This window comes from Brachybacterium sp., from assembly GCF_052095815.1.
In the GTDB taxonomy this organism is placed as follows: Bacteria; Actinomycetota; Actinomycetes; order Actinomycetales; family Dermabacteraceae; genus Brachybacterium.
The window spans coordinates 34,393-59,254 of the sequence record NZ_JBQDLF010000004.1 but is presented as its reverse complement, the minus strand read 5'-3'; the positions used below and the strand labels follow the sequence as shown (position 1 = coordinate 59,254).

The 24,862-nt window shown below is 70.5% G+C and carries 21 protein-coding genes and 2 pseudogenes; 6 read left to right on the top strand and 17 right to left on the bottom strand.

What is annotated here, in order from left to right; genetic code table 11:
• Positions 1-11: 11 nt before the first annotated feature.
• The 5 genes and pseudogenes from ACTH43_RS02775 to ACTH43_RS02755 all read right to left on the bottom strand — a co-directional run.
• On the bottom strand, positions 12-959 hold the full coding sequence (locus ACTH43_RS02775) for an ROK family protein (protein ID WP_441443399.1): 948 nt from the start codon (positions 957-959) through the stop codon (positions 12-14).
• Entirely contained in the window at positions 952-1,908 is a 957-nt protein-coding gene (locus tag ACTH43_RS02770) for a dihydrodipicolinate synthase family protein (RefSeq protein ID WP_441443398.1), read from the bottom strand. Before ACTH43_RS02770 ends, ACTH43_RS02775 begins: the two co-directional genes overlap by 8 nt.
• A gap of 97 nt (positions 1,909-2,005) precedes the next feature.
• Positions 2,006-2,836, bottom strand: coding sequence for an ABC transporter ATP-binding protein (locus ACTH43_RS02765; protein ID WP_441443397.1), 831 nt, complete (start codon positions 2,834-2,836; stop codon positions 2,006-2,008).
• A pseudogene (locus ACTH43_RS02760) lies at positions 2,833-4,390 on the bottom strand (dipeptide/oligopeptide/nickel ABC transporter permease/ATP-binding protein); the annotation flags it as partial. The pseudogene ACTH43_RS02760 and the gene ACTH43_RS02765, both read right to left, overlap by 4 nt.
• Positions 4,391-4,451: 61 nt before the next feature.
• Positions 4,452-4,856 (bottom strand): annotated as a pseudogene (locus ACTH43_RS02755) (ABC transporter substrate-binding protein); the annotation flags it as partial.
• A 554-nt stretch (positions 4,857-5,410) separates the two neighbouring features.
• On the opposite strand from ACTH43_RS02755, the gene ACTH43_RS02750 reads away from it, so the two are divergent.
• Together ACTH43_RS02750 and ACTH43_RS02745 are read left to right on the top strand one after the other, a co-directional pair.
• Complete coding sequence (locus ACTH43_RS02750; RefSeq protein WP_441443396.1) at positions 5,411-6,151, top strand: FadR/GntR family transcriptional regulator; 741 nt, start codon at positions 5,411-5,413, stop codon at positions 6,149-6,151.
• Positions 6,152-6,156: 5 nt separating this feature from the next.
• Positions 6,157-7,188: an aminoglycoside phosphotransferase family protein gene (locus tag ACTH43_RS02745; RefSeq protein ID WP_441443394.1), complete on the top strand. Its 1,032-nt coding sequence runs from the start codon at positions 6,157-6,159 to the stop codon at positions 7,186-7,188.
• A gap of 9 nt (positions 7,189-7,197) precedes the next feature.
• Here the strand turns inward: ACTH43_RS02745 and ACTH43_RS02740 are convergent, their stop codons facing one another.
• The gene (locus ACTH43_RS02740) at positions 7,198-7,800 is read right to left on the bottom strand and encodes an LURP-one-related/scramblase family protein (protein ID WP_441443393.1); all 603 of its coding nucleotides are present in this window, start codon (positions 7,798-7,800) and stop codon (positions 7,198-7,200) included.
• Between the two features lie 42 nt (positions 7,801-7,842).
• Between ACTH43_RS02740 and ACTH43_RS02735 the strand changes: the two genes are divergently transcribed.
• The gene (locus tag ACTH43_RS02735) at positions 7,843-8,382 is read left to right on the top strand and encodes an arsenic metallochaperone ArsD family protein (RefSeq protein WP_441443392.1); all 540 of its coding nucleotides are present in this window, start codon (positions 7,843-7,845) and stop codon (positions 8,380-8,382) included.
• A gap of 5 nt (positions 8,383-8,387) precedes the next feature.
• Here the strand turns inward: ACTH43_RS02735 and msrA are convergent, their stop codons facing one another.
• Positions 8,388-9,080, bottom strand: a complete 693-nt coding sequence (gene msrA, locus ACTH43_RS02730) for a peptide-methionine (S)-S-oxide reductase MsrA (protein ID WP_441443391.1) — start codon at positions 9,078-9,080, stop codon at positions 8,388-8,390.
• 236 nt (positions 9,081-9,316) lie between these two features.
• Between msrA and ACTH43_RS02725 the strand changes: the two genes are divergently transcribed.
• The gene (locus ACTH43_RS02725; protein WP_441443390.1) at positions 9,317-11,101 is read left to right on the top strand and encodes a hypothetical protein; all 1,785 of its coding nucleotides are present in this window, start codon (positions 9,317-9,319) and stop codon (positions 11,099-11,101) included.
• 31 nt (positions 11,102-11,132) lie between these two features.
• Here the strand turns inward: ACTH43_RS02725 and ACTH43_RS02720 are convergent, their stop codons facing one another.
• The 7 genes from ACTH43_RS02720 to ACTH43_RS02690 all read right to left on the bottom strand — a co-directional run bounded on the left by ACTH43_RS02720 (position 11,133) and on the right by ACTH43_RS02690 (position 17,730).
• Positions 11,133-11,684: a hypothetical protein gene (locus ACTH43_RS02720; RefSeq protein WP_441443389.1), complete on the bottom strand. Its 552-nt coding sequence runs from the start codon at positions 11,682-11,684 to the stop codon at positions 11,133-11,135.
• The gene (locus tag ACTH43_RS02715; RefSeq protein WP_441443388.1) at positions 11,684-13,021 is read right to left on the bottom strand and encodes a DUF58 domain-containing protein; all 1,338 of its coding nucleotides are present in this window, start codon (positions 13,019-13,021) and stop codon (positions 11,684-11,686) included. The genes ACTH43_RS02720 and ACTH43_RS02715 overlap by 1 nt, the downstream gene beginning before the upstream one ends.
• Entirely contained in the window at positions 13,018-14,040 is a 1,023-nt protein-coding gene (locus tag ACTH43_RS02710) for an AAA family ATPase (RefSeq protein ID WP_441443387.1), read from the bottom strand. Before ACTH43_RS02710 ends, ACTH43_RS02715 begins: the two co-directional genes overlap by 4 nt.
• Complete coding sequence (locus ACTH43_RS02705) at positions 14,037-14,543, bottom strand: hypothetical protein (protein WP_441443386.1); 507 nt, start codon at positions 14,541-14,543, stop codon at positions 14,037-14,039. Before ACTH43_RS02705 ends, ACTH43_RS02710 begins: the two co-directional genes overlap by 4 nt.
• The gene (locus ACTH43_RS02700) at positions 14,540-15,394 is read right to left on the bottom strand and encodes a DUF4129 domain-containing protein (protein ID WP_441443385.1); all 855 of its coding nucleotides are present in this window, start codon (positions 15,392-15,394) and stop codon (positions 14,540-14,542) included. The genes ACTH43_RS02705 and ACTH43_RS02700 overlap by 4 nt, the downstream gene beginning before the upstream one ends.
• Positions 15,391-16,677 (bottom strand): THUMP-like domain-containing protein, encoded by a 1,287-nt coding sequence (locus ACTH43_RS02695; protein WP_441443384.1) that lies wholly within the window; start codon positions 16,675-16,677, stop codon positions 15,391-15,393. The genes ACTH43_RS02700 and ACTH43_RS02695 overlap by 4 nt, the downstream gene beginning before the upstream one ends.
• A gap of 66 nt (positions 16,678-16,743) precedes the next feature.
• The gene (locus tag ACTH43_RS02690) at positions 16,744-17,730 is read right to left on the bottom strand and encodes an NADP-dependent oxidoreductase (RefSeq protein ID WP_441443383.1); all 987 of its coding nucleotides are present in this window, start codon (positions 17,728-17,730) and stop codon (positions 16,744-16,746) included.
• 122 nt (positions 17,731-17,852) lie between these two features.
• Here ACTH43_RS02690 and ACTH43_RS02685 point away from each other — a divergent pair, with 122 nt between their 5' ends.
• Together ACTH43_RS02685 and ACTH43_RS02680 are read left to right on the top strand one after the other, a co-directional pair.
• Positions 17,853-19,064 (top strand): molybdopterin molybdotransferase MoeA, encoded by a 1,212-nt coding sequence (locus ACTH43_RS02685; RefSeq protein ID WP_441443382.1) that lies wholly within the window; start codon positions 17,853-17,855, stop codon positions 19,062-19,064.
• A gap of 25 nt (positions 19,065-19,089) precedes the next feature.
• Entirely contained in the window at positions 19,090-19,767 is a 678-nt protein-coding gene (locus tag ACTH43_RS02680; protein WP_441443381.1) for a PH domain-containing protein, read from the top strand.
• A 156-nt stretch (positions 19,768-19,923) separates the two neighbouring features.
• Here ACTH43_RS02680 and ACTH43_RS02675 read toward each other — a convergent pair whose 3' ends face one another.
• The 3 genes from ACTH43_RS02675 to ACTH43_RS02665 all read right to left on the bottom strand — a co-directional run bounded on the left by ACTH43_RS02675 (position 19,924) and on the right by ACTH43_RS02665 (position 24,862).
• A complete protein-coding gene (locus ACTH43_RS02675) occupies positions 19,924-21,651 on the bottom strand; it encodes an ABC transporter family substrate-binding protein (protein WP_441443380.1) in 1,728 nt (575 codons plus the stop codon).
• A gap of 96 nt (positions 21,652-21,747) precedes the next feature.
• Entirely contained in the window at positions 21,748-23,847 is a 2,100-nt protein-coding gene (locus tag ACTH43_RS02670; RefSeq protein WP_441443379.1) for an ABC transporter ATP-binding protein, read from the bottom strand.
• A complete protein-coding gene (locus ACTH43_RS02665; protein ID WP_441443378.1) occupies positions 23,840-24,862 on the bottom strand; it encodes an ABC transporter permease in 1,023 nt (340 codons plus the stop codon). The genes ACTH43_RS02670 and ACTH43_RS02665 overlap by 8 nt, the downstream gene beginning before the upstream one ends.

Here is a 24,862-nt window from a genome sequence, read left to right as displayed (position 1 = left end):
GACGGTCGGTGTCAGGCGGTGAGGTCGTCGAGCGCTCGAGCGGCGGCACCCAGCAGCGCGGCATGCTCTCCGGCGCTCGCTGACAGCACAGGGGTGGACGCGACGACGTCCATCGCCTCCTGCGCGATGCCAGCGGTCACGGCATCGCGCCACGGCGCTCCGGCTCCGTGGACACCGCCGGTCAGGGCCACCACCTCGGGATCCAGCACGTTCAACAGCGCCCCGATCACCCGCCCGGTCGCGATACCGGCGACCCGGTAGGCCTCCAGCGCCGTGGCGTCCCCGGCGATGGCCGCGGCGGCGAGCGCTCGGCCGTCGCTCAGCGAGCTGTCTGCGCCGAGGCGGGTGGCCAGCTGGAGGATCCCCGGCCCGGAGGCCAGTCCCTCCAGATGTCCCACCCGGCCGCAGGGGCAGGGCACCCCTGCGGCCTCGGGGACCGGCACATGGCCGACGTGGCCGGCGGCGCCGTGCGCGCCGAGGACCCCCCGCCCGCCGAGCACGTGGCAACCGCCGATGCCGGTGCCCACGGCGATCAGCAGGAGCGAGTCCCGGTCGCGACCGGTCCCGAATCGGGCTTCGCCGAGCCCGTGGGCGTGGACGTCGTTGAGCGCGCTGACCGGCACTCCGAAGCGGTCGGCGAGGGGGGTGAGGAGGTCGGTCCCGGCCCAGCCGGTCAGGGAGGCGGTGGCGTGCGAGACCCGTCCTCGGCCGCTGTCGATGACACCCGCTGAGGAGAGGCCCACCGCCTGCACCCGTGAGCCTGAGCGCACCTGGTCGGCGAGGTCCGCCGCGGCGCCGAGGATCGCGGCCGGTCCGGCGGTCGCGGGCGTCGGCACCTCGGCCACTCGTTCGAGCCGGGGCGCGATGCCTCGCTGGGCGTCGTCGGCTCCCGCGCCGTGCACCAGCGCGGCGCGGATCTTGGTGCCCCCGAGGTCGAGGGCGAGGACAGGATCAGGCATCCGTGCCCCCGTCGGTGAACGCCCCCTCGAGCAGCCCCGTCTGCTCGAGGATCGCGCGGATGCGACCCACCGCGTCCCCCTCGATCGGGGACATCGGCGTGGCCATCGTGTTGGTGGAGAAGATCCCCAGCTCCCGCAGCGCGGTCTTGAAAGCGCCGACGCCGGCGGCCGGGCCGACCTTGTCGGTGGGCTGGAAGACGATCTCGAACAGCTGCGCGAGGTGCTCCTGTTCGCGACGCACCTGCTCCCAGTCGCCGGCCTGGGCGGCCTGGTGCATGCGCACATAGCCGGCGGGGTCCACGTTGCCGAGCCCTGGCACGGAGCCGTCGGCCCCGGCGAGGTAGGCGCCGTCGACAACCACCTCGTGGCCGGTCAGCAGCGTCAGCGGGGAGCCCGCAGCACGGTTCGCGGCAGCGAGCCGCCGGAAGCCCACATCGTCGCCGCTGGAATCCTTCACCCCCGTGATGATGCCATCGTTTCCGAGCCGCAGCATCTGCGCGGCGGAGAGCTTCGTGTGCACGCAGACGGGGATGTCGTAGGCCCAGATCGGGCGCTCGGTCACGGCGGCGACGGCGCGGAAGTGGGTATCGATCTCCTCCGGTCCGGTGATCGCGTAGAACGGAGCGGTGACCACATAGCCGGCCAGATCGAAGCGCTCGGCGGCGCGGACGTGCTGGATCACGCGGTCGGTCTGCATATCGATGACGCCGGCGATCACCGGGACCTGGCCGGCGACGGTGCCGGTGACGGCCTCGAGCACGGCGGCGCGGCGGGCGTCGTCCCAGAAGGCGACCTCCCCGCTCGAGCCGAGGGAGAAGATCCCGTCCACTCCGCCCTCGAGCAGGTGGGCGACCAGCCGCTCGAGCGAGGGCAGGTCGATGTCGCCGTTGGCGGTCAGCGGGGTCAGCAGCGGGGGGACCACACCGGTGAGGGTGGAGGGGGAGGTCATGGCGGTGGTGCTCCTTCGAAGAACGGTGGATATCAGGATGTTCGGAGTGGGGCTGTCACAGCAGCGATGTCACAGCAGTGCCGTCACAGCTGGGCTGTCACAGCAGCGACGGGGCTGCGGCCAGCAGGGCTCGGGTGTATTCGTCCTCGGCGCCCTCGAAGATCTGCTCGACGCTGCCATGCTCGATGACCTTCCCGTGGTGCATCACGGCGATGGTGTCGGAGATGAAGCGGACGGTGCTGATGTCATGGGAGATGAACACCAGTCCCAGCCCCAGCTCGTGCTTGAGGTCGGTGAGCAGGTTCAGCACCTGGGCGCGGACGGAGACGTCCAGGGCGCTGGTGGGCTCGTCGGCGACGATGATCTCGGGCTCGAGCGCGAGGGCGCGGGCGATCGCGACGCGTTGCCGCTGCCCGCCGGAGAGCTGGCGCGGCAGCACCTCGAGCGCGGACTGGGGCAGCCCCACCAGGTGGAGGAGGTCCTTCACCCGGGCCAGGCGCTCGGGCTCGGTGCCGATCCCGTGCACGCGCAGCGGGTCGACCAGCGTCTCCCGCACCGCCAGGCGCGGGTTCAGCGCCGTCGCGGGATCCTGGAAGACGACGGACACCTTCCGGCCCAGCTGCTTGCGGGCCGCGCCTCCGCGCCGCAGCGGCTGGCCGTCGAAGAAGACGTGACCGCTGGTGACGGGCTGCAGCCCGGTCATCACCCGGGCCAGGGTGGACTTCCCGGAACCGGATTCGCCGACGATGCCGAGCACCTCGCCGCGGCGCACGGAGACGCTCACCCCGTCGACGGCGCGGATGGTGTCGGGATGCAGCAGGCTTCCGCTGCGCAGGCGGTGGACGACGTGGACGTCGACCAGCTCGATCGTGGGCTGCTCCCGGCCGGCGGTGTCCGAGGTGAACTGCGGGGTGGAGTCGGTGGTCATCGCGGATCTCCTGCCAGAGGTGTGGGGACGGTGCCGGTGGTGGCCACGAGGTGACCGCTCATCCCGATCTCGACCAGTCGCGGGTGCGCGGTGGGATCGGCCGACGGATCCAGCGAACGCGGGGCGAAACGGTCTCCGGCGGCGAAGTCGCGGGGTGAGGGGACGGTGCCGGGGACCTGGTGCAGGCGCTCGGCGCCGGCCTCGATCGACAGCACCGAGCCCAGCAGGCCGCGGGTGTACTCGTGGCGGGGATCGATGAGCAGCTCGTGGGTGGTGGCCTGCTCCATGACCTGACCGGCGTACATCACGGTGATCCGGTCGGCGAGCTGGGACACCAGGGCGAGGTCGTGGCTGACGAACACCATCGCGAAGCCGAGCTCCTCCCGCAGCCGGTTCAGCAGGTCCACGACCTGCTTCTGCACGGTGACGTCCAGGGCGGTGGTGGGCTCGTCGGCGATCACCAGCTTCGGGTCGCGGGTCAGGGCCATTGCGATCAGCACCCGCTGGCGCTGACCGCCGGAGAGCTCATGCGGGTAGGAGTTCAGCATGCGCTTCGGATCCAGGCCCACCAGCTCCAGCAGCTCCTCCGCGCTGCGGGTCCCGCCGCGGCGGGTCAGCTGGGCCATCTGGGAGCGGATCAGCATCGAGGGGTTCAGCGAGCTGAGCGCGTCCTGGTAGATCAGCGATCTCGTGGCCGCGCAGGGCGTTCATCTGCTTCGCGGGCAGGGACAGCAGGTCCACACCGTTCAGCAGCACCTTCCCGCTGATCCGTGCGGTGCGGGGCAGCAGACCCATCACCGCGAGGCTCGCCACGGACTTGCCGGAGCCGGACTCGCCGACCAGTCCCATCGTCTCGCCGGGTCGCACCTGGAAGGAGATCCCGTCGAGGATGTCCGTCCCGCCGTGCGCGGAGGGGAAGGCGACCCGCAGGTCCTGCACCTCGAGCAGAGGCGCGGACACGGTCTCGGAGGCGACGCGCTCGGGCCGGGACAGCTCGGCGCTGCGCAGGGCGGAGAGCGACTCGAGCAGCAGCCGCTGGGCGGTCTCCTCGTCGGTCGCACCGAGCACCTCGTGAGGGATCTCGTGCGCAGTGCTGGCGGGGCCAGCGGCAGCAGCGACGGCGGACCCGGACCCGGACCCGGACCCGGCGTCGAACCCGGACCCGGACCCGGCGCCGGCGTCGGTACCAGTGCCGGGTCCGGTGCCAGCCTTCCGGCCGTCGACCGCGGCCTCGACGAGGGACTGCTCATCGGCCTCGACGTCGACCTTGACCTTGACGCGGGGGCTCGCCATCGCGTCGGTCAGGCCTTCGGAGAGGATGTTCAGGGCGAGCACGGTCAGCAGGATCGACAACCCGGGGAAGAAGGTGGGCCACCAGTAGCCCGACAGCAGCAGCTGCTTGCCGTCGGCCAGGATGTTGCCCCAGGAGGGGCTGGGCGGCTGCACACCCGCGTTGATGAAGGACAGCGAGGCCTCGAGCACGATCGCATCGGCGACCAGCACGGTCGCGAACACCATGATCGGGGCGATGCAGTTGCGTGCCACGTGCTTGATCGACGATCTTCGAGGCGGCGGAGTTGTCGGTCATCTTCCAGGGGCCCGAGCCCACCGGGTTCGAATCGAAGGCCTTCGGATCAGCTTCGACAGCAGCCTTCGGCACGATCTTCACCGTCGACAGCCGCTCGGCGAACACTCCGGTGGGGTGGAGGAGGGTGAAGGTGACGGTGGTGTCGTCCTTCTTCTCGATCGTGTCGATGAAGGGGATGAACTGCGAGTACAGCGACGCGTTCGCCGGGTCCTTGACCCGCTCGAAGGAGAAGACGACGTCGTCGACGGTGACGGGGGAGCCGTCGTGGAAGACCGCACCCTCGCGCAGGGTGACGTCGACGGTGTCGCCCTCGGCCGAGGGGACCTCGGTGGCGAGCGCCGCGTACACCTCACGCGTCACGGGGTGCAGCTCCGTCAGGCCCTCGAGGGTGTGCCAGTTAACCGCGACGGTCAGCGCCGCCGAGGTGGTCATCGGGTCGTAGCCGTTGGTGCCAAGCTCGTAGCTGATGGCGGCGTTGATGTGGCCGTCCGGATTCGCCTCCCCCGCGGGGGCACCGCCGCCGTCGGAGCCGCTGCCGCCGTTGCCGCCGTCACCTCCGCTGTCGCTGGGTGCGCAGGTGCCGATGCCGGCGACGATGCCGGCCGCGCCGGCGATGGCGGCGGTGCCGCGGAGGAAGCCGCGTCGGCCGAGCCGACCAGTGGAGTTGGAGATCACCGTTGATACATCCCTTCGGAGGGTGGTCCCGGCGCCGGTGGCGACGGGGATGGTCACGCCGTCTTCGCGAGTCGGCGGGAAGTCCGCCACCTCGCGAAGATCAGACGTATGATGTCTGATGACTGGGAAGAGTGCATCACGGATGGCGTGATCGCCACCACCCCAGAGAGCGGTCGTCACCGAATGGTGACCACGCGGCTGTGAGGTCGCCACGCACGAGGAAGACCCTCCGGACCGGAACGCGGCGGAGGGCCGGGCACGGCATGATGAGACCTGTGTCGCACACTGCGGCGGGTCCGAGAGGAAGAGGCATGGTGCGCAGCAGAGGCACGGGCAACAGCGCTGTCGAGCGGATCCAGGACCTGATCCTCGTCGAAGGGCTGGTGCCGGGAGATCCCATGCCCACCGAGAGCGCGCTGTGCGAGCGGCTCGAGATCTCACGCTCCTCGGTGCGCGAGGCCATGCGCACGCTGGCCTCGCTGGACATCGTCGAGGTGCGGCACGGGCACGGCACCTTCGTGGGGCAGCTCTCGCTCTCCCCGCTGGTGGACGGGCTGCTGTTCCGGGCGCGGCTCGACGACGGCAACGACCTGCGGGCCCTGCGAGAGGTGGTCGAGCTGCGAATAGCCCTCGATCTCTCGGTCGCGGATCAGCTGGTGGCGTCCTATCAGGACACCACGAACCCCGAGCTCGAGGGGCTGGTCGAGCAGATGCGGGATCTCGCCTCCGCGGGCCGCCCCTTCCCCGAGGCGGATGCCGCCTTCCATACGGCGCTGTTCTCACACCTGGACAACGGGCTGCTGCGCCAGCTCGCGCAGGCCTTCTGGGAGATCCACACCGTCGCCGTCCCGCTGCTCGAGCTCCCCCCGGCCGAGGACATCCTGGACACCGTCAACGCCCATCAGGCCATGCTCACCGCCCTCGAGACCGGCGACGCGGACGCCTATCGCCAGGCCGTCCACGCGCACTACCTCCCGCTGGGAAGGGTGCTGGACGCAGCGGCGAAAGCTCAGAGCTCGGCCGCGGAGCCCGCCGCAGCAGAAACGGTCTGAGGCCTGTGCACCTGAGCGAGGTGCTCGACGACGCGAGGGCTCGTCCCTGGGCCGCGCAGCCCTGGGCGCGGGACCTCCTCGATGCACTCCCGGATCGGCTGCGGGCGGTGCTGTCCCGCTGGGAGCTCACCGTGGTCCGGACCTTCGCCGACGGGGCCGAGCTGCCCGTGCTCGAGGTGCACGGACGCACCACCGGCCCCGCCGTCCTGAAGCTCAGCGGACACGGCTCAGATCATGCCCAGCAGGTGCGGATTCTCCAGGCGGCCGACGGGCGCGGCTATGTGCGAGTGCTCGAGCAGGCCGACGACCTCCGTGCGGTGCTGCTGGAACGTCTCGGCCCCTCGCTGTGGGCGTCCGTCCCCGACCCCGTCGCCCAGTCCCTGGCCCTCGCCGACCTGCTGCCCACCACCTGGGAGCTTCCCGTCGCCGTCGGCGCACCCTTCACCCCCGCCCAGAAGGCCACCTCGCTGCTGGCCCTTGTGGACGGCGCGCTCGAGAGCGGGCTCGCGAACGACGTGCTCGAGGGCGCGAGCGGTGGGGCGCTGGAGCGCGCGAGCGGTGGGGTACTGGAGGGTGCGGGCGGTGGGGTGCTCGGGGGCGTGGGCATTGAGCCGGGGGAGCGCGAGGTCCTCGAGCGGGCGCGGGCCCTCGCCCTCGAGCTGATCGCCGATCCCTCTCCGCGCCAGGTGGTGCTGCACGGAGATCCGCATCCGGGAAATGTGCTGCGTCGTGGGCCGGAGCATGTGTTCATCGACCCTGACGGATTCCTCGGAGAGCCGGAGTATGACCTCGGGGTGGCGCTGCGGGACCACCAGCGGGTGATCGACGACCTCGATCATCGCGAGGGAGTCGGTGCAGGGCGGCGCTGGCATGCACGGCTCGTCGCGCAGCTCGCGGAGCGGCTCGAGCTCGACGCGGAGCGGACCGCGGCCTGGGCAGGGCTCGAACGCGTCACCACCGCGATCCACCTGGCGAAACTGGGCTGGGCCGAGGAGTCCAGGGCCTGGCTGCGCACCGCGCAGCGGATGCTTCGGTGACCGCCAGACTCAGTTGTTGCGCGACTTCTTCTGCCGGATCAGGTCCAGCACGATGCAGCCGCCGATGACCGCCAGCCGCAGCTGAGGCGGCGCCGTCGGGTCCATCGCGAGCACATAGCGGCTGTGGCCGAGGAAGCCACGGGAGAGCCCGCCCCACTGCCGGGCGACCGTCGCGGCGACGAATCCCTCGACCTCGACGGTGAAGTCCATCCCCAGCATGTCCCCTTTGAGCTCGAGCGAGGGTCCGCCCACCACCGAGATCCCCACACGTGTCGAGAAGAGCGCGAAGTGACTGATCACCTCGGCGAGCGGAGCGCCCTCGGGGGTCGAGAGCTCGAAGCGGTCGAAGCCGATGCCCGGCGGATCCTGGACGTGCAGCAGCGGTGTGCCGTCGGCGTCGGCGACATCGAGCGCGCGGCTCCCTGCGAAGAGCCGTGACACCCCGCTTCCCGAGGTCGTGACGTGCCCGATCACCTGCTCGCCGGTGGCATCGAGGATGTCGAAGTCGTTGGACATGAACCCGGTGATCTGCTGCATCACCAGGGTGTCGTGGCCGAGGAGCACGGAGCCGGGAGCTGGGTTGGGCATAGGGGTGGGTGCGGAGGAGTCCATCGCCACAGTGTGCCAGGCGTCCAGGGCGCTACCGTGGTGCTCATGAACGTTGTGGACGAGTCTGCGCAGCAGGCCGCACTGGACATCTTCCTGCCCTCCCCGCCGCCCGACGTCGAGCAGCAGGAGGCCTTCCTCGACGAGGCCGCGGCCCTCGCGCTCGCCGGCCAGCCGATCACCGTCTACCTGCAGGACGAGGACGCCTGGGCCTTCGAGGAGTGCGAGCCGGTGCGTGCGCTGCTGGAGTCCGCAGGGGAATCCGCGCTGCCGGTGACGCTGCTGGGCTTGGACATCGTGGTCAGCTCCGTCTACCCCACCACGGAGCAGATGACGCGCTTCGCCCAGGAGGGAGGTGCACCGCGGGCACCCCGCTCAGCGGCGGCGTCGGCCTGCGGACCTGGCGGTGCTCCCGGCGCGGGCGCTGTTCCGCTGCCGCGCGAGGCGGGTGGCTTCGCGGCGCAGCTGCTGGGTGTCGCCCCGGCTCCGGCACGGCCCGAGGGTGGGCCGGACATCGGCGCACGACGGAACCTCATGGGCGGGGACCACGGCGACGGGCTGCCCGGCCAGGAGGCCCCGGCCCGCTGAGTCGCTCAGAGCGAGCAGGCCACCCCGTTGAACCCGTGGTTGCAGTAGCCGCCGGGATTCTTCTCCAGGAACTGCTGCTGCTCGGGCTCCGCCGTGTAGTACACGCCGTTGCCGGCCTCGGACAGCGGTGACAGCTCGGTGGTGATGGCACCTCGCCCGGCCTCGTCAAGCGCCTGCTGATAGCGCTCTGCCGAGCTGCGCACGACCTCGCCCTGCGCTGTGGACGTCCAGTACACGGCGCTGCGGTACTCGGTGCCGACGTCATTGCCCTGACGGTTGGCGGTGGTGGGGTCGTGCTGCTCCCAGAACTGTGTGAGCAGGGCGCGCAGCGTCGGCTCTCCACCGGAGTAGATGACGCGCACAGCCTCGGTGTGACCGGTCTTGGCGGAGAAGACCTCTTCATAGGTGGGATGCGGCGTATATCCGCCGGCATAGCCCGAGGAAGTGGTGTGCACGCCAGGGACCTGCCAGGCGATGCGCTCGATGCCCCAGAAGCAGCCGCCGGCGAGGATGATCTCCTCGGTGCCCGCGGGCCAGGGACGCGGATCGACGGGGGAGTCCGGCCCGAGCATGTCGGTCCCGAGCACGAGGTGCTCGCGCGCGAGCGGGTAGGGATAGCGGTCGCGGCCGGGGAGGGCGTCTTCCCGCGCGACCATTTCCTTCTTGTGCCCGTACAGGAGGTCCATCATCTGCCACATGCCCCTCACGGTAGTCCTCGCCGACCTGCCGTGGAGGTCTGGAGCGACGTGGAACACCTGGGTTCCGCCCAGGGCGTGACGCACGGCGTGACCCTTCCTCCCCACCACCCCTTCGTCCACATTCGGGATGCAGACCTGGTGCTGCCACGGAGCGGAGCGCACGCTTGTTCGAACAGCACGACAGCCCCGGACACAGTCGTCCAGGACCGTGACCAGGCGTGAAGGAGGGCAGAGGCATGAGCGCCAGCGCGATGCAGTGGACCACTGACCTCGAGCTCCTTCTCGACGCTGCACCGTCCCTGGAACAGCTCCCCAGGGGGCATGACGACGCCCTCATCGATCTCATCACCGCCATGGAGCACGGCAAGGCCCGCCTCGCCGCCGTGCAGGCGCAGGCAGAGACTGTCTTTCACGACTCTCAGATCCGGGAGCAGAAGCGCCTCGGGGTGCCGCGCGATGAGCTCGGACGTGGCATCGCCGACCAGATCGGTCTCGCGCGCAGGATCGCCCCCAAGCAGGCCTCCGATGAGCTTGCGCTGCGACGGATACTCGTCACCTCGATGCCGCGCACCACTGCGCTGCTCGGCGCCGGGAAGATCAGCGAGTGGGCCGCCCACATGGTGGCGGCCAATGTGGTGGTCCTCGACGACGAGGACCGTGCCACCATCGATGCCGAGTTCGAGGCCCGGCTCCCGAAGGTCACCGCAGGCCGCGCGAGCGACATCACGCGGGCGCGGGCTATGGAGCTCGACCCTGGAGCGGCGGTGGCTCGGAACCAGCGAGCGGTCAGCGGCCGACGGGTCACGCTGCGCCCCGCCGTGGATGGGATGTCGGTGCTGCGAGCGGTCCTCCCGGTGAAGGACGGCGTCGCCAGCTTCGACGCCCTCACTCGCGCCGCCAAGGCCGCCAAGAGCGGGGGTGATCCTCGGGGGAAGGGTCAGATCATGGCCGATACGCTCGTCGAGCGGACCACCGGGGTGGAGACCGTGGACGACGTTCCGGTGGAGGTCCAGCTGCTCATGACCGATCTGACGCTGCTCGGCGAGGACGTCGAGACTGCCTGGATGGGCGGGATTCCGATCCCTGGCCCGGTCGCTCGCGACATCGCCCTCGGCACCCGCACAGCGCCCTCCCGGCGCCAGCCGGATGTGCACGAAACGCCACCGTCTGAGCTCGGAGATGAGCCTGCCGCGCTCGCCCTGCCTGCCCTGCCTGTCGACGACGCCGAATCACGCTCCGCTCACGCGCACCCTGCCGAGCTGGCCGCGTCGGATGGACCGGCACTCGCCGGTTCGCCCGAACAGCCGATAGTGCCTTCGCCGCCGACCGAGGTGACCGCAGAGCCGTCGACCACTTCACCTGCCGGCCTGCCGAACGAAGCCTCCGCAGGCCCGAAGAATGTCATGCCCGCAGCACCGTCGGCCGGTCCTCCTGAGGAAGAGCTCGAGACCAGCCCACCGGATCCCGCGACGGCCGCAACAGATTCGCGGGAGGTGACCGAGGCGAAGCGCTGGATCAGACGCCTCTACACCGACTCGCCCACGGGCGATCTGACAGAGGTGGACGGCCGCCGTCGGCTCTTCCGCGGCGAGGTCCGACGCTTCATCCTCACGCGGGACCAGCGCTGCCGCACGCCCTTCTGCGATGCCGCGATCCATGACGTCGACCATGCGCACCGCCACGCCGATGGGGGCAGCACCGACGTCGGCAACGGCGTGGGCCACTGCCAACGGTTCAACCTGGCCAAGGAGATGCCCGGATGGACCTCGACCTTGGACCCCGCCGCCGATGAGGAACCAGGTCTGCTCACCATCGAGACGCCCACCGGGCACCGATATACCTCGACCTCGCCGCTGCTGAGGCGGCTCCTCGACGGGCCCGACGGAGAGCGGGCCAGGATCCTCCCGAACGCGCCGGAGGAGTCTCAGGACGCTCAGGGCCAGACGGACGCTCAGGCCCAGCCGGACGTTCAGCAGCGCACGGAGGACGAAGCGCCGCCGGACTTTGCAGCCTCAAGGTGAGGCGGTGACCCAGTGCTCTTTCGCTGCGATCTCACCGCTCGCGGGGCAGCACCGTGATGAACAGTCCGATCGCCGCGAGCACTCCGAGCACCATCATCCAGGGACCGAGCTGCACCCCTGCGAGCCCTGCCACCAGCAGCCCGCCCAGCAGGCTCAGGACGAGCACCGGGAGCAGCCCCTTGCCGGCGAGTAACCAGGCGCTGCGGGCAAACACGCCGTGCACGGGAATCGTCGCCGCGAGGGCGAAGGCGCTGTGCGCGATCAGCAGCAGGAGCCCGATCCCGGCGGTGCGCAGCATCGAGACCTCGCCCAGGCCGAGGACTCCCAGCACGATCCCCGCCGGTGCCAGCAGCCCCAGATCGGTGTCCGGGTTGCGGAACTGGAACAGGAGCCCCAGCGCGACCGTGAGGGTGATCAGGACGGTGCCGACGTGGGTGAACAGCCCCGTGACCCCGAACAGCATCAGCAGCGCGAACACCGTCGCGGCGGTGCCGGTGATGCGCAGCAGCCACTGCGTGGCGCTCACCTTCTGCAGCTCGAGCAGCCGCTGGGCGACGGGATCGACCACCTGTCCCATCCGCATCAGGACCTCCTCATCCGGGGCGCCGTACGGGCCGCCGAGAGTGACAGCAGCACGGGGGCGAGAGAGCTCGGACCTTCCCAGGCCGTGACCGGCACACCGGCTTCGCGCAGCTCGCGCACCGTCTTCTCGCGCAGCAGGCGGCGCATCGCCCAGGCTTCGGGCCAGAACCGGTCGGAGACCTTGCCATCGATACGCAGCGGCTTCCCGTGCAGCACCGAGGTGTCGCCGATGCTCGGCGGCAGGGTGTCGACCACGATGACGTCGGCCCCATGCGAGACCAGCACTCCGATCTGCGCGATCGTGTCCCGGCTCAGCAGCGGCGTGCACACCACGGTGAGGGTGCCCGAGCGCACCGAGCGCAGGCGCCGCGCCGGGCGCAGCGCGCCGGCATCCCGGCTGGCCCGTGACAGGGCGGCGGTCAGCACGCGCAGCTGGCGGGGACCGGAGCCGGGCGGCACCGGGCCGATGAGATGACCGATGTCGAACACCGAGACGCGGTCCCCGGCGGTGAGATAGTGACGGGCGATCGCCGAGGTCGCCCGGATGGTCATGTCCAGGCTGGTGGGCGCCTCCGCATCGGACCAGGGCGCGGGAGCGATATCCGCAATGGTGTCGGTGACGATCAGGACCTCGGTGTCCTGCTCGGTGAAGGTGGCGTTGGTGTGCAGCTCGCCGGTGCGGCTGGTGACGCGCCAGTTGATGCGATGCAGGCGGTCACCGGGGCGGAAGGTCCGCACCTCGGAGAGCGCGGTGCCATCGCCGCGGCGGCGGGACAGGTGCACCCCGCTGACCCCGATCGGGGTGGGCACCTCGACGGGGGCGTCGAGCACGGTGGAGGCGGGGACCACCTGCACCTCGGCAGGGGCGAGGGTCCGCTGGGCGCGGTAGGCGCCGAGTGCGTCGGCCACCAGCACGTGCATCGGGCCCACCCGGACCTTTCCCCAGCGCTGCGCGCTGACCCGCATCTGCAGCTCCCCGTCGCCGGCGAGGGAGCCGTGGCGCGGGGCGATGTCGGCGTGGGGCGGCATCGGCAGCGTCGCCGCGGTGAGCACCCCAGGGTCCGTGCGCACGGTGACGGCTGCGGTGCCACCCTCTTCGATGCTGCGGCGGTTCACCCGCTGCTGCGGATCCACCACCGCCCGCTCCTCACCGCGCAGGGTCCGTCGAGCCAGTGCCACCAGGGCCCAGACCAGCAACGGCAGCCCGACCAGGATGATGTCGGGCCGGCCCATGACCAGGGCGAGTGCGAGGGCGGCACCGCCGATGATCGCGGCCCGCACCAGCGCCGCCGTCGGCCGGGTCCGCAGCTCGATCTGCCGTGAGTCCCCGGAGCTCACGCCGAGGCCTGGGGGACCGGTTCGACCGCTGCGGGGACCGGCACCTGCCCGAGGACCGCGTCGACCACGCCGGCGCCGGTCGCGTTCTGGAGCCACAGCTCGGGCTTGACGGTGACGCGGTGGTCCAGGGCGGGATGGGCGAGTGCCTTGATGTCCTCGGGGACCACGTAGGAGCGCCCCCGGATCACCGCGAGCGCGCGGGCACAGGTGATCAGGGCGAGGGTGCCTCGCGGTGAGGCGCCGACCAGGGCGTGCTGGTGGCTGCGGGTCGCGGCGGTGAGCTCGACCGCGTAATGACCCACCGAGTCCTCGACGTGGACATCCTCGACGGCCTGCTGCACGCCGAGCAGCCCGGCGGCATCCAGCACCTCGGGCACGATCTGCTCCTCGCGGCGGCGATCGATGCGGCGGGAGACCACCTCCCACTCCTGTGCGGCGGTGGGATAGCCGAAGGAGAGCCGCAGCAGGAAACGGTCCAGCTGCGCCTCGGGCAGGGGATAGGTGCCCTCATGCTCGATGGGGTTCGCGGTGGCGAGCACGTGGAACGGGTTGGGCAGCTTCCGGGTGGTGCCCTCGACGGAGACCTGCCGCTCCTGCATCGCCTCCAGCAGCGCGGACTGGGTCTTCGGCGGGGTGCGGTTGATCTCGTCGGCCAGCAGCAGCCCGGTGAACACCGGGCCCGGACGGAACACGAACTCGCCGGTGCGCTGGTCGAACACCTCGGCGCCGGTGAGATCCGCAGGCAGCAGGTCGGGAGTGAACTGGGCACGCTTGAAAGGCAGTCCGAGCGCCTGCGCGAACGACCTCGCGGCGAGGGTCTTGCCCAGGCCCGGGAGATCCTCGAGGAGCACGTGCCCGCCGGCGAGGATGCCGGTGAGGACCAGTTCGAGGGACTCGCGCTTGCCGACCACGGCGGTCTCGACGGCGTCCAGCACGGTGGCGGCGGCAGCGGTGGCTTCCTGGGGCGACATCGCCCGGGGCGTGAGAGCAGTGGGGGAATCAGGGGTGGGGTCGGTCATCGGTCCCTCTCCTCGCGCGAGGCGAGCTCGGTCAGGCAGCGGTGCAGGGCACGTCGGTCGATGGGGCCGACGGGATGGGTCTCGGCATCGGAGTGGCGGGCGATCTCGAGCAGCCGCTCCAGACCCGTGCTGAGTGCGGGGGCTTCGGGGTCGCGGGCACGTTCCTCCGCGATCTCACCGAGCGTGCGGGCGAGGCCGCGGCTGGTCATGCGGCGGCTGGGCTGGGCGCCATGGGCGAGATCCTCGAGCCGGCGCACCCGCGTGTCCTGGGCATGGGGCAGCGCGTAGTCGGCGTCGAGATCGAGTTCGGGGGCATGGAGCTGATCGGCGCGGTCAGCGCCCTCGTCGATGATCCACCAGATCGCGCCGCAGGCCAGGCCCACGGAGAACAGGATCGGCAGCGGCAGGTACAGCCCGAATAGCGTGCAGATGAAGTACAGCACCAGGGCGAGCACCACGGCGATCGCCAGCTTCACCAGCAGCGGCAGCCAGGAACGGATCATGCGTAGCCCTCCTCAGCCGGGCCGTTCCCAGCCGGGCCGTTCCCAGCCGGGCCGTTCTCCGTCGTGCCGCCGCCGAGATCCGCGGTCAGCCCGTCGAGCAGGGCGAGTGCCTCCTCGCGGTCCGACTCCACCAGGGGCTGGGGGTCGAACAGCGCCCGACGGTACAGATGTGCGAGCCGATCCAGCGCCGAACGGTCGAGGTCCAGGGCGCCGAGCACGGCGACGACGAACTCGAGCGTGGTCTGGGAGGGGGCGCGCCGCACCCCGGCCTCGGCGATCGCGCGCTCCAGCGCCAGCCAGGCCGCGATCACCGCGTCATGGGCGTCGACCACGGTGGACAGATGCGCACGGGCATCCTCGAGCGCGGCCATCGCCTGCTCGGCGGTGAGCTCATCCTCATCGGCGTATCCGGCCAGCGCAGGCGCAGGCCGGGCGAGCTTCCGCATCCGGTACGCCACCCAGATGGCGAGGGCGAGGAGGATCACACCGAGCACCACCAGGGCGATGATCAGCCCGGTGTTCGGACCGTCGGGATCCGGCGGCTGGGTGGGGAGGTCCTGGGTGGCCCAGTCCGGCTCGTTGTAGTCCTCACGAGCGGGAGCGAACTTGTACTCGCCCTCGGTCTCCCCGGTGTACACCGCGCCGGGGCCCCGGTCCGCGGCGGCGCCGAGGGCGACCAGGCCGATCGCGCCGAGGGAGACCACCAGCAGCAGCACCGCGACCAGACGGCGGTGGGCATCGACGCGGGGGGAGCTGTCCGTGCTGCGGGCAGCGTCAGCTCCGGCGTCGGCGTCGGCGTCAGCGTCAGCAGTGGTGGTGGTGCTGCTGCTGGCGCCGTTCCCGGTACTCATCGGACGGCCTCCTGCGCGGTTCCCTGGGCGGCGGGGCTCGGATGCGGGGAGGCGACGATCACGGACTGCTCCCCGCCGATGCGGGTGAGGATCAGGGTCGCGGATTCGTCGCCGAAGCGGCGCGGGCGCAGTTTGCGACGCAGCTCGTCGGGCTCCACGGCGGTGCCGCGCTTCTTGATCTCCAGAACGCCCAGGCGATGCTCCCGCAGGTAGGCGGTCAGCCGCTTGAGGCCGAAGGGCATCACGTCACGCACTGTGTAGCCCCGGACGAAGGGGGTGCTCACCAGGCGGTCGCCGGTGAGATAGGCGATCGTCTCATCCAGGGTGTGGGCGCCGAGGTGCTCGGCGAGAGTGCCGATCAGTCCGGCCCGGATCACGGCGCCGTCGGGCTCGTAGAAGTGGTCCCCGACCGTGCCCGGCGTGGGATCGCCGGCGGAGTCGACGCCCCGGTCCAGGCGGTGCGCACCGGCGTGGTCGATGAGCAGGGCGGAAGAGAGCACTCCCTCGCGTGCGAGCGGCCCGCACCAGGCGGCGGCCTCGAGGACCTGCCCGTGGTAGGACAGCCACTGGACCTCCACCTCGCGCGGCAGCGCCTCCCGGGAGACGGCAGGGCCGAGCTTCGCGCCGAGCGGTCCCAGCTCGTCGGCGGTGCCGAGCCGGCGCGCCAGGTCCAGGACAGCGGACAGCGGCGGCTCGTACTCCTCGGGGTCGTGCAGGCGCCGGGTGCCGCCGCGGGAGGGGGCTCGGCGGGCGGGATCCAGCCAGATACCGTCGGTCGACGTCGGGTCGTGCTCCGCGGCGTCACCCAGCTGGGCGCGCGCGTTCGGGAAGGGGCGCAGGTTCACGGTGGCCACGGTGACTGCCGCGGGATCGCGATCCACCGCCGTCACCTCGAGCCCCAGCCCCGCCATCGCCATCGAGTCACCGCCGATGCCGCAGCCGAGGTCGGCGACGCTGCCCACTGCGGCGCGCTGGAAGCGCTTGGCGTGGAGCGCCGCGATCGGCAGACGGGTGGCCTGCTCGAGACCGTGCGGGGTGAACAGCATGGAGGAGGCGAACTCCCCGAACTTGTCCGCAGCGCGTGCGCGCAGCCGCGACTGGGTCAGCACGGCGGCGACCAGCTCGGGGGAATGCCCGGCCTCACGCAGCTGCGTCGAGTGCCGCAGCACGTCGTCCTCACGATAAGGAGGCAGGGAGTTCAGCAGCGCCCAACCGCTGGGATGCAGCACCGGCTCCAGGGCACGGAGGGCGGCGTCGGCATCATCGGCAGAGGGCACAGGCATGAGAAAAGGGTACCTGCTGGACATGTGTCCGGGCTCACCGCCGCGAGCCGGTACGTGCCCCGCGGCTCAGGCGCCGATGTCCAGCACCAGCTTCCCGCGGGTGTGGCCCTCCTGGAGCCGCACATGCGCCTGGTCGATCTGACTCATGGGCAGCACCTCGGAGACCTCGAGCGGGTAGCGACCAGCGCGGATGCCCTGAGCCAGGCGGTCCAGCCGCTCCCGGCTCTGCACGATCGACGGGATCCTAGCCTCGATGCCCCGCTCGAGCGCCGGGGTGAGATCCGCGAGCGTGGGCAGGGCGACGATCCGGCCGCCGGGGGCGAGCTGGTCGAGGCTGGGCAGGAAAGTCGCGTGATAGTGGGTGTCGAGCACGACGTCGACCCCGCGGCCTTCCGTGAGGCGCTGCAGCTCGGAGCCCCACTCGCCGGTGTCATAGGGGATGGGCACCGCGCCGAGCTCACGGATCCGCTCGACGTTCGCGGACCGTCCGGTGGCATAGACGGCAGAGGCGCCGGCCTCGAGCGCCATCGGGATCAGCAGCTGTCCCACCCCGCCGCTGCCACCGTGGATCAGCACCGTCTCGCCCTTCTCGATCCCGGCGGTGTCCCGCACGGTGGCGATCGCGGTGAGTCCCACCAGCGCCAGCCCCGCCCAGCGCGGCAGGTCCTCCTCGGGGATCTCCCCGGGCACTGGGGCGAGGTCATCCGCCGAGATCGCGATCACCTCGGCGGCCACCCCGCGGTGATCGCCGGGGCCGCGCATCCCGAACACCCGCGTGCCCTCGGTGAGGCCGCGAGAGCCCAGCTCGGCCTGATCGAGCCCGGAGCCGGCCCCGACCACGGTGCCGACCATCTCCCGACCGGTGCCCGCCGGCAGCGGCAGATCCTTCGCCCGCCCGGAGGAGCCGTCGCGGATCTTGAAGTCCAGCGGGTTCAGGCCCGCGAACAGCACCTGAACGAGCACCTCGTCGGGCGCGGGCTCAGGGGTGGGGGCGTCGGTGTGCAGGGTCAGGACCTCTGGGCCGCCGAAGCGGTCGAAACGAATCTCACGCATGGACCCATCATGCACCCCGCACCTGGCAGTGGCCACGGCAGAAGGTCGATGGTCGGGTTCGCGGGGCCGGCGATGGGGGATCATGGAGCGATCGCCTGCCCGGACACTACCCCTGGAGGACCATGAGCGCCCACCGTCTCTCGCCGTGGCAGTGGCGTGAGCTCCTGACCCGCGAGATCACGCTGCCGCTCGAGACCGAGCAGGTGCCGCTCCAGCAGGCGAGAGGCCGGTATCTCGCCGCTGAGGTTCGCAGCCCCGAGGCGATGCCGGCCCTGCCCATCGCCGCGATGGACGGCTTCGCCGTGCGTCGTGCGGACCTGAAGGCGCCGGGCGCCACCACCCTCCCGGTGAGCACCGAGATCCCCGCCCGCCCCGGTCAGGTCCGAGCCCTGGCGCTCGGCACCGCCGCCCGGATCATGACCGGCGGAGCGGTCCCGGCAGGAGCGGACGCCGTGATCGAGGTCGAGGCGACGGATGCCGACCCCTTCGGACGGGTCCCCGCCGCCGTGACCCTCACCCTCGATGCCCTTCCCGCCGCCGGGCGCCACGTGCGCTTCCCCGGCGAGGAGGTCGCTGCGGACGAGCTGCTCGCCGGGGAGGGAGACCTCGTGGGACCGGGACTGGTAGGACTGGCCCGCGCGCTCGGACTCGCCCAGCTGCCGGTGCGCCGCCGCCACCGGGTGACCGTGGTGGTCACCGGGGACGAGCTCGCCGCTGAGGCGACTGCGATCGGCAGCGTGCGCGAATCCAACGGCACGATGCTCGCCGCGGCGTTGGAGGTCGACGGCGCGCAGGCACTGCCCCCGCTGCACAGCAGCGACGACCACACCCAGCTTCGTGAGACGCTCACCAGGGCCGCGGCGGAGTCCGACCTCGTGCTCACCACCGGCGGGATCGGCCACGGCGCCTTCGACGTGGTCAAGACCCTGCTCGGCGAGCACGGCAGCAGCACCTCCCGCTTCGAGCATCTCGCACTGCGCCCCGGCGGACCGCAAGGGTGGGGACTGCTCCGCGGCGGGGTGCCCGTCGTCCACCTTCCCGGCACCCCGGTGGGGGCATTGGTCGGCTACCACCTGTTCATCCGTCCCCTGCTGGTGGGGGAGCGCGCCGCCCCGCGCAGGATGCCGCTCGGCGACACCGCCGCAGATCACGGGCATCGCCGACCCGGCACTGTGTATGCGCTGCCCGGGAGGCTGCGCCTCGGGGCCGACGGCCGGGAGGTGGTCGACCTGCTGCCCGGGCGGCGCCTTGCCCCCTATGGGCGAGCTGATGCGATCGTGCTGCGCAGGGACATCGACGCCGCGGACGGCACGGTGGCCGTGCTCAGGATCTGAGCCGCCCCTGCATTACCGTGGCTCCATGCCGTCCACCAGCCCAGCCCCCGTTCACGATCCGGGAGGCACCCTCCACCTGCGCCCTCACGGGGCGACAGTGCTCTGTGCGGTCGTCGGGCTGCTCGGTCTCGGTCTTGCCATCGACGCAGTAGTCCGCGCGGGCTGGCAGGGTGTGCTGACCCTGCCGGTGCTGCTGCTGATCATGGCGCTGGTGTGGATGGTGCTGTGGGCACCGCGGGTGGTCCTCCACGAGGACTCCGTCGAGGTGCGCAACATCGTGGTCACCCACCAGATCCCCTTCGCGATGATCGAAGAAGTGCGGGTCGGCGCGATGCTGCGCCTCGAGACCGCGGGCCGCGACGGCACGACGAAGACCATCACCGCCTGGAACGCCCCGGCGCTGAGCCGGGATGCGCCCTGGCGGCGGCAGGCACAGATCCATGAGCAGGATCTGCGCGGCCGACGGCTCACCCCGCAGGAGCGCCTGGTCAACGACCAGCAGTCCAGCCGGTCCGCCGTGATCAAGCTGCGCTGGGAGCGCTGGCAGGACCGCCGCGAGGGGCAGCCGGGACAGCCCGCGCTGGACCGCGCAGCCGGGACCGACGCTGACACCGGCGCGGTGATGACCACGCGGCCCAACATCGTGCAGATCGCGGTGGTGGCGGTGTTCGCGGTGTTCGCCGTGGCGCGCATCGTGCTGTGAGCCACAGAGCCTGCTGACGCGGGCACCACACGCTCTGCGTGGCACAGAGAAGGGGCCGAACCGCTGCTGCGGTCCGGCCCCTGCTCTTGAGAGTTCGTCGATCAGACTGAATCTTCCGCCTGGTCTCCTGTCCCTCGCAAGCTCGCGATACGTCGATCAGGCCTTGATACCGACCTGGGTCCAGTCGGTGGTCTCGAACTGCGAGGCACCGGTGTTCACGACGCCGTTCTTCACCGCGAAGATGATCGGAGTCGCGTAGAAGGGGATGACCACGAAGGACTCGGCGATGATCGTCGAGATCTCATTGGCGACCTTGCGACGCTCCTCCTCATCGAAGGCACCCTTGATCTGCTCATTGAGCGGCCCGAGGCGATCGTCGGCGAAGCCGGTGTAGTTCTGACCCGACTCGAGCGGGTACATGAGGTTCACCGAGGAGGTCTCGGGGAAGGCGGTGCCCACCCACGAGAAGGTCACCATGTCGAAGGACTTCGGCATGACGTAGTCGGGGAAGTAGCCGTCGGACGGCACCGTCTGCAGCTCGACGTTGAAGCCGATCGCGTTGAGGTTCGTCTGCACCTGACGGGCACGGTCGGAGTTCGACTTGGTGTCCGCGGGAATGATGACACTGAGGTCCAGCCCCTTGCCGTCCTTGGTGCGCTTGTCGCCCTCGAGCGCCCAACCGGCCTCGTCGAGGATCTTGCCCGCAGCCTCGGGGTCGAAGGTGAGGCTGCCCATGGACTCGTAGGAGTCCTGGTAGCCGTCCTGGCCGGGCATGTAGACGAAGTTGTCGACCAGCACGATCGGGGCCTCGAGCGGGCCCACCACGGCGCGGCCGATGGCGTCGCGGTCGATGCCACGAGCCATCGCCTCGCGGACCTTGACGTCCTCGAGGAGGCCGTCGCCGCCATTGACGTTGATCGTCAGGTGCGTCCAGGTCAGGCCGTTGGTGGCCTGGATGGTTGCATCCGAACGGGTCTTCGCCTGGCTGAGCACGTCGCCGGTGCCGACTTCGAGCCAGTCGATCTCGCCGTTGGCGAAGGACTGGGGCTGGGTGGTCTGGTCGACGACCTGGAAGATGACGGTCTCCAGCTTCGGCGCACGACCCCACCAGTGCTCGTTGCGCTCGAGGGTGACCACGCCGCCGCCCTGGTCCATGGTCCCGACCTTGAAGGGGCCCTTGCCCGGGGTCGGGCCATCGGCGAAGCCGGTGTTGAAGGTCTCCGGGTCGGCGTACACCGACGCCGGGGACACGGGGTGGAGCACGGTGATCCAGTCGATGAACGGGCTGGAGAATACGATCTCTGCGGAGTACTCGTCATCGGTCTGGGTGATCGACTCGATCTGGTCCCAGCCCACGGTGGAGACGACGAGGAACTCCTCGTTGGTGCCGTTCAGCGCCTTCCACTGCGCGATGAGGTCCTCGACCACGATCGGGGTGCCGTCGTCCCACTTCCCGTTCGGGTTGAACTTGACGGCGATGGTCTGCGGGTCCTCGGAGGTCATCTCTGCGGACTCGATGTAGTCGGGGTTCAGCGACTTCTCACCGGTCTCGGAGAGGATGAGCTCGCCGCCACCTCCGCAGGGGTCGGCGATGTCGGAGGTGTCGGCGTTGTTGCCGTCGACCTGGCTGCGGTTCCAGTTGGCCGGGAAGGTGAGGATGGCCTTGCGCAGGGATCCACCGTCGGGGACCTGGTCGTACTCCATGCGCTCCCAGGCGGTCGAAGGCAGCTCCCCCTGTTCCTCCGCAGCCTTGTCGTTCTCCTCAGCAGCCTGCGACTGCTGCTCCTCCTCGGTGGCCTGGCCGCCGCACGCGGCGAGGGCGGCGGCGGAGCCGACCACGCCGGTTCCGGCGAGGAAAAGACGACGAGTGCTCGTGATCTTCATGGGTTTCTCTCTTCCTGGGTGAGATGTGCTGCTCGGCACGGGGTCTCGGGGTCGTGGGGTGGGTACTGCGGTTCTGGGGGCGCTGGACGCGGCGCGTCAGTCGCCGGGGGTGGGGGACAGGGCGGAGATGTCCACATCATCGAGCCGATGGATCTCCTCGACGTGATGGCAGGCCACCTTGGACTTCCCGTGCACGATCGCTGCCGGATCATCGCCGAGGCACTGCGCCTGGCGGGTCTCGTCGAGCATCCGGAACAACGGGCAGCGCGAGGCGAAGTTGCAGCCGGGGATGTCCTCGGTGGGGCTGGGGAGGTCTCCCGTGAGCAGGATCCGTCGGCGTTCACGCTCGATCGTCGGATCCGGCACCGGCACCGCGCTCATGAGCGCACGGGTGTAGGGGTGACGAGGGGTCTCGTACACCTCCTGCACCGGGCCGTACTCGACGATCCTGCCCAGGTACATCACCGCGATCTTGTCGGCGATCTCCCGGACGATCGCGAGGTCATGCGCGACGAACAGATAGGACAGTCCCATCCGGTCGCGCAGATCCTCGAGCAGGTTGACGACGCCGGCCTGGACCGAGACGTCGAGGGCGGAGACCGGCTCGTCGAGCACCAGCACCTTGGGGTTGGTGATCAGCGAGCGGGCGATGCCGATGCGCTGGCGCTGACCGCCCGAGAACTCGTGCGGGTAGCGGTCGGTCATCTCCGGGTCCAGGCCCACCAGCTCGAGCATCTCCACCACGCGGCGGTCGCGTTCGGCGCGGGGGACCTTATGGACCGTCAGCGGCTCCGCGACGATGTCGCCGACGGGCATGCGCGGGTCCACCGCCGCCATCGGGTCCTGGAAGACGATCTGCACGTCCTGGCGCATCGCCAGCCGTTCGCTCCGGGAGAGCGTGCTGACGTCCTTGCCCGTCACCTCGAGGCTGCCGCGCTGCGGGCTGACCAGCTCCATGATCTCGAGCGCGGTGGTGGACTTGCCCGAACCGGACTCGCCCACCAGGCCCAGGGTCTCGCCCGGCAGGACTTCGAAGTCCACTCCGTCGACGGCCTTGACCTTGCCGACCACGCGGCGGAACACCGACCCCTTGTACAGCGGGAAGTGACGGATCAGATCCTCTGCCCGGACCACCGGCTCCAGGCCGGTGGAGTCCTTGACCGCACGCTCCTCGTGCGGGGGGCGCGGGAAGATGTCCGAGGGCTTCAGAGTGCCCGCAGCGATCTCGTCGGACCGGTGGCAGGCGACCTCGCGGCCGTCGCCGAGCTCCGCGAGGAGCTCCGGCTCGGTGGTGCGGCAACGATCCTGGACCGCCGGGCAGCGATCCGCGAACGGGCAGCCCACGGGCAGGTTCGCGAGGTTCGGCGGTCGCCCCTCGAGAGGCACCAGCCTCTCCTTGCCAGCGGTGAGCATGTTCGGCACCGAGCGCAGCAGGCCCATCGTGTACGGCATCCGCGGGGAGTGGAAGACTTCCTCGACGGGGCCCTTCTCGACGAGCTTGCCCGCGTACATCACGGCGACGCGGTCCACATTGCCGGCGACCACGCCGAGGTCGTGGGTGATCAGCACGACGGCTGCGCCGGTGACCTCCTTGGCCTTCTGCAGGACCTCGAGGATCTGCGCCTGGATGGTCACATCCAGCGCGGTGGTGGGCTCGTCCGCGACGATCAGCGCCGGGTCGTTGGCGATCGCGATCGCGATCATCGCGCGCTGGCGCATACCGCCGGAGAATTCGTGGGGGAAGGCTTTGACACGACGCTCCGCCGCGGGGATCCCGACGATCTTCAGCAGCTCGACGGCGCGCTTCTCCGCGCTGCGCTGAGGGATGCTCTTGTCGTGGAGGGTCAGCGCCTCCACGATCTGCTGGCCCACGGTGTAGACGGGCGTCAGCGCAGAGAGCGGATCCTGGAAGATCATCGCCATCTCGCGGCCGCGCAGCTTCGACAGCGCACGGTCGCTCATCCCCAGCAGCGACTCACCGCGGAAGGTGATGTCGCCGGTGATCTTCGCGGAGGACGGGAGCAGTCCCATCACCGCGAGGGAGGAGACAGACTTCCCGGAGCCGGATTCGCCGACGATGCCGAGGAACTCGCCCTCGTCCACGGTGTAGTCGACGCCGCGCACGGCGCGGACGCCGCCCTTCGCGTTCGGGAAGGTGACGGTCAGGTCCTTGACCTGCAGCAGTGGCTCAAGCACGGTTCACCTCACTGGTGGGGTCGATGGCATCGCGCAGGGCGTCGCCCACGAGCGCGACTCCGGTCAGCAGGGCGATCAGGAACGATGCGGGGATGATGAACAGCCAGGGCCGGGAGACCGCAGCGCCGGTGCCGTCCTGCAGCAGGGTTCCCAGGGAGACGTCTGGAGCCTGGATCCCCAGGCCGAAGAAGGACAGCGAGGTCTCGGCCAGGATCGCGCCGGCGACGCCGAGGGCGCCGTCGATGATCAGCAGCGAGGCGACGTTGGGGATGATGTGGCGGCGCAGGATGGTCGGGGTGCTCACGCCCATGTAGCGGGCGGCCTTGACGTACTCGCGCTCCTTGAGCGACTTGGTCTGGTTCTTCACGATCTGGGCCATGATCATCCAGCTGAACAGGCCGATCGCGATGACCAGCAGGCCCCAGGCGGGCATGAAGCCGAGCCACTGGATCGCGCCGGGCAGGTTGCTCGGATCAGCGATCGCGGGGGAGACGATCATCAGGACGTAGAAGACCGGCAGCACCAGCAGCAGGTTGATCAGCCAGTTCGTGAACATCTCGAACGGCCCGCCGAGATAGCCGGCCAACGACCCCATGACCGCCGCGACCAGCGTGGCGGTGGGGGCCGCGAGGAAGCCGATCAGCAGCGAGGTGCGCAGCGCCGAGGTCATCGAGGCGTACAGATCCACCCCGATCGCATCCGTGCCGAAGAAGTGCTGCGCGCTCGGCGGGGAGTTGAAGTTGAACGAGTCCTGCTGACCCTGGGTGTAGATGTTGAAGAAGTCGCCGAAGAGGGCGAAGGCCACGATCGCGGCCACGATCGCGCCGCCGATGTAGAAGTTCGGCTTGCTCTTCAGACGGCGCCATACCAGGCGGCCACGAGAGATCGGGCGGTGCGCCTGCTGCGGCGAGGCGGGTGAGCCACCGGCCGAATCGGCGATCAGGCTCGCCGTGGGCTCGATGTCCTCGGCGAGATCGGCGCTGTGGTCAGCGGGCTGCTGTGCGTTCATCGACAT

What these genes read in the sequence shown, in the direction of transcription:
- ACTH43_RS02740 (WP_441443393.1), bottom strand. Translation starts at nt 7,800, where the DNA reads ATGGACTCCTCCGCACCCACCCCTATGCCCAACCCAGCTCCCGGCTCC.
- ACTH43_RS02765 (WP_441443397.1), bottom strand. Translation starts at nt 2,836, where the DNA reads ATGACCACCGACTCCACCCCGCAGTTCACCTCGGACACCGCCGGCCGG.
- ACTH43_RS02750 (WP_441443396.1), top strand. Translation starts at nt 5,411, where the DNA reads ATGGTGCGCAGCAGAGGCACGGGCAACAGCGCTGTCGAGCGGATCCAG.
- ACTH43_RS02680 (WP_441443381.1), top strand. Translation starts at nt 19,090, where the DNA reads ATGCCGTCCACCAGCCCAGCCCCCGTTCACGATCCGGGAGGCACCCTC.
- ACTH43_RS02770 (WP_441443398.1), bottom strand. Translation starts at nt 1,908, where the DNA reads ATGACCTCCCCCTCCACCCTCACCGGTGTGGTCCCCCCGCTGCTGACC.
- ACTH43_RS02695 (WP_441443384.1), bottom strand. Translation starts at nt 16,677, where the DNA reads ATGCCTGTGCCCTCTGCCGATGATGCCGACGCCGCCCTCCGTGCCCTG.
- ACTH43_RS02775 (WP_441443399.1), bottom strand. Translation starts at nt 959, where the DNA reads ATGCCTGATCCTGTCCTCGCCCTCGACCTCGGGGGCACCAAGATCCGC.
- ACTH43_RS02735 (WP_441443392.1), top strand. Translation starts at nt 7,843, where the DNA reads ATGAACGTTGTGGACGAGTCTGCGCAGCAGGCCGCACTGGACATCTTC.
- ACTH43_RS02705 (WP_441443386.1), bottom strand. Translation starts at nt 14,543, where the DNA reads ATGATCCGTTCCTGGCTGCCGCTGCTGGTGAAGCTGGCGATCGCCGTG.
- ACTH43_RS02690 (WP_441443383.1), bottom strand. Translation starts at nt 17,730, where the DNA reads ATGCGTGAGATTCGTTTCGACCGCTTCGGCGGCCCAGAGGTCCTGACC.
- msrA (WP_441443391.1), bottom strand. Translation starts at nt 9,080, where the DNA reads ATGTGGCAGATGATGGACCTCCTGTACGGGCACAAGAAGGAAATGGTC.
- ACTH43_RS02665 (WP_441443378.1), bottom strand. Translation starts at nt 24,862, where the DNA reads ATGTCGATGAACGCACAGCAGCCCGCTGACCACAGCGCCGATCTCGCC.
- ACTH43_RS02725 (WP_441443390.1), top strand. Translation starts at nt 9,317, where the DNA reads ATGAGCGCCAGCGCGATGCAGTGGACCACTGACCTCGAGCTCCTTCTC.
- ACTH43_RS02700 (WP_441443385.1), bottom strand. Translation starts at nt 15,394, where the DNA reads ATGAGTACCGGGAACGGCGCCAGCAGCAGCACCACCACCACTGCTGAC.
- ACTH43_RS02720 (WP_441443389.1), bottom strand. Translation starts at nt 11,684, where the DNA reads ATGCGGATGGGACAGGTGGTCGATCCCGTCGCCCAGCGGCTGCTCGAG.
- ACTH43_RS02710 (WP_441443387.1), bottom strand. Translation starts at nt 14,040, where the DNA reads ATGACCGACCCCACCCCTGATTCCCCCACTGCTCTCACGCCCCGGGCG.
- ACTH43_RS02675 (WP_441443380.1), bottom strand. Translation starts at nt 21,651, where the DNA reads ATGAAGATCACGAGCACTCGTCGTCTTTTCCTCGCCGGAACCGGCGTG.
- ACTH43_RS02685 (WP_441443382.1), top strand. Translation starts at nt 17,853, where the DNA reads ATGAGCGCCCACCGTCTCTCGCCGTGGCAGTGGCGTGAGCTCCTGACC.